3 protein-coding genes are annotated in these 2335 nt (G+C 73.7%); all 3 read left to right on the top strand.

Going from position 1 to position 2335, the window contains the following annotated elements:
• The first annotated feature begins 212 nt into the window (after positions 1-212).
• Positions 213-1271: a type III polyketide synthase gene (locus tag E2C06_RS36150; RefSeq protein WP_133293343.1), complete on the top strand. Its 1059-nt coding sequence runs from the start codon at positions 213-215 to the stop codon at positions 1269-1271.
• A 137-nt stretch (positions 1272-1408) separates the two neighbouring features.
• The gene (locus E2C06_RS36145; protein ID WP_133293342.1) at positions 1409-2095 is read left to right on the top strand and encodes a methyltransferase domain-containing protein; all 687 of its coding nucleotides are present in this window, start codon (positions 1409-1411) and stop codon (positions 2093-2095) included.
• On the top strand, positions 2092-2335 hold a 244-nt coding region (locus tag E2C06_RS36140; RefSeq protein ID WP_241671628.1), incomplete at its 3' end, for an FAD-dependent oxidoreductase. The genes E2C06_RS36145 and E2C06_RS36140, both read left to right, overlap by 4 nt.

Genomic DNA, 2335 nt, shown 5'->3' with positions numbered 1-2335 from the left:
GGTGCCGCCAGCGCCCGCCCGAGCGCGGCCGCCGCCGGCAGCCGGCGGGGCGCGACCGGCCCCGGCAGCAGCGTCAGCAGCCTGGCCAGCGCGTCCGCCGGCGCGGTCAGCCGCAGCGGTCCGCCCATCCCGCTCTTCACCGCATCACCTCCCCTCCAGCCGGGCGGGCGCCCCGGGGTGCACTCGCCGCTCCCGCCCCCATCTCCCGCTATATGACCCAGGCCCATATCAATCGCATCGCCACCGCCCTGCCGCGGCACGAGGTGCATGACGCCTTCCGGATCTTCGCCGGGCGGCAGATCAGCGACCCCCGCATCCAGACCGCCTTCGCCCGGCTGGCGGAGCGATCCCAGATCGCCCGCCGCTATTCGGTGCTGGAGCCGCGCGAGGATTGCCGCGGCACCACCGACGACTTCTACCGCCTGGAACGCTTCCCCGGCACCGGCACCCGCATGGCCCGCTACGAGGCCGAGGCGCCGGCCCTGGCCGAGGCCGCCGGCCTGGCGCTCGGGCTGGAGGAGGAAGGGCCGGGCATCACCCACCTGATCCTCGCCTCCTGCACCGGCTTCGCCGCGCCCGGGCTCGACCACTGGATCATCGACCGCTTCCGGCTGCCCGGCAGCGTCGAGCGCAGCGTGGTCGGCTTCATGGGCTGCCAGGCGGCGATCAACGCGCTGAAGCTGGCCCACCACATCGTCCGCAGCGACCCGAAGGCGCGGGTGCTGGTGCTGAACCTCGAGCTCTGCAGCCTGCACCTGCAGCCCTCGACCGAGATCGAGCAGCTGCTCTGCTTCCTGCTCTTCGCCGATGGCTGCAGCGCGGCGCTGGTGACGGCCGAGCCGCAGGGCCTGGCGCTCGAGGGTTTCCACGCCGCGCTGCTGCCGGAGGCCGCCGACCAGATCACCTGGCGGATCGGCGATGGCGGCTTCGACATGACGCTTTCGGGCTTCGTGCCGCTGACCCTGGCGCGCGCCCTGCCGGACCAGTCCGCGTCGATCCTGGCCGGGGCCGCCGTGTCCGACTTCGACCTCTGGGCGGTGCATCCGGGCGGGCGCAGCGTGCTGGACGCGGTGATGCACGGCATGGACCTGCCGGAGGATGCGCTCGACGTCAGCCGCGGCGTGCTGCGCGACCACGGCAACATGTCCTCGGCCACGGTGATGTTCGTCCTCGCCCGCATGATGGCCGGGGCGGAGCGCGGCCAGCGCGGCTGCGCCCTCGCCTTCGGCCCCGGACTCTCGGCCGAGACCATGCGCTTCCGGGTGGCATGAGCATGGCGCGGCCTTCGGTGGCATAGGCAGGCTGGGGAGAAGGTATTCTCCCCAGGCCCCTCATCTATTCTTCTGGGCCGGCACCCGTCGCGCGGCGAGAGCCAGGCCCCGCCCAGCCTTCCCGGATGGATACCAAGATGCTCGCCACCCGCAGCACCGAAGACGAATGGATGGACGACGCCGCGGCCGGCGAGCCGGAATTCGCCGCCGCGCTCGAGGAACTCGGCCGCATCAACCGCCTCACGCTCGCCTTCGGCCCCGTGCTGTCCTGGCTGGACCGGCTGGTGCAGCGGACCGGGGCGGCCGAGCTCTCCATCCTCGATGTCGGCTGCGGCGGCGGCCAGATGCTGACCGCGATCGAGGCCTGGGCGGAGAAGCGCGGCGTTGCGGTGACGCTCGCCGGGCTCGACCACAGCCCCTGGGCGGCGCGCTACGCCGAGGCGCAGGGGGTGAAGGCGCGCTTCATCACCGCCGACCTCTTCGAACTCGCCCCGGATGAGCGCTTCGACGTCGTGCTCTGCAACCTCTTCACCCACCATCTGCGCGACCCGGAACTGGTGCGCTTCCTGCACTGGCTCGAAGCGCGCGCGGTGCGGGGCTGGCTGATCTCCGACCTGCATCGCCACTGGCTGCCCTGGGGCGTGGTCTGGGCCGGCTTCCGGCTGATGCGGTTCAGCCCGATGGTGATCCACGACAGCACCGTCTCCATCGCCCGCAGCTTCGTCCGCGCGGATTGGGAGAAGCTGCTGGCCGAGGCGGGGGTGACGGCCGAGCTGCGCTGGGTCTTCCCCTTCCGCTGGAACGTCGGGGTGATCCGCGGGTGATCGCCGTGATCGGCGCCGGCCCGGCCGGCTGCGCCGCGGCGATCGCGCTGGCCCGCGCCGGGCGGCGGGTGCTGCTGCTGGAACGCCAAGCCGCGGCGCGCGAGAGCGTCTGCGGCGAGTTCCTCGGCGCCGATGCCGCCGCCGCGCTGGCGGCGCTCGGCCTGCACCCGGCGGCGCTGGGCGGCGTGCCGCTGGCCCGCGCCCGGGTCGGCTGGGGCCGGCGGGAGGCCGGCTTCGCCC

It is taken from the genome of Dankookia rubra, assembly GCF_004355005.1.
Classification (GTDB): Bacteria; Pseudomonadota; Alphaproteobacteria; order Acetobacterales; family Acetobacteraceae; genus Paracraurococcus; species Paracraurococcus ruber_A.
This window is presented reverse-complemented; position numbering and strand designations above follow the sequence as displayed.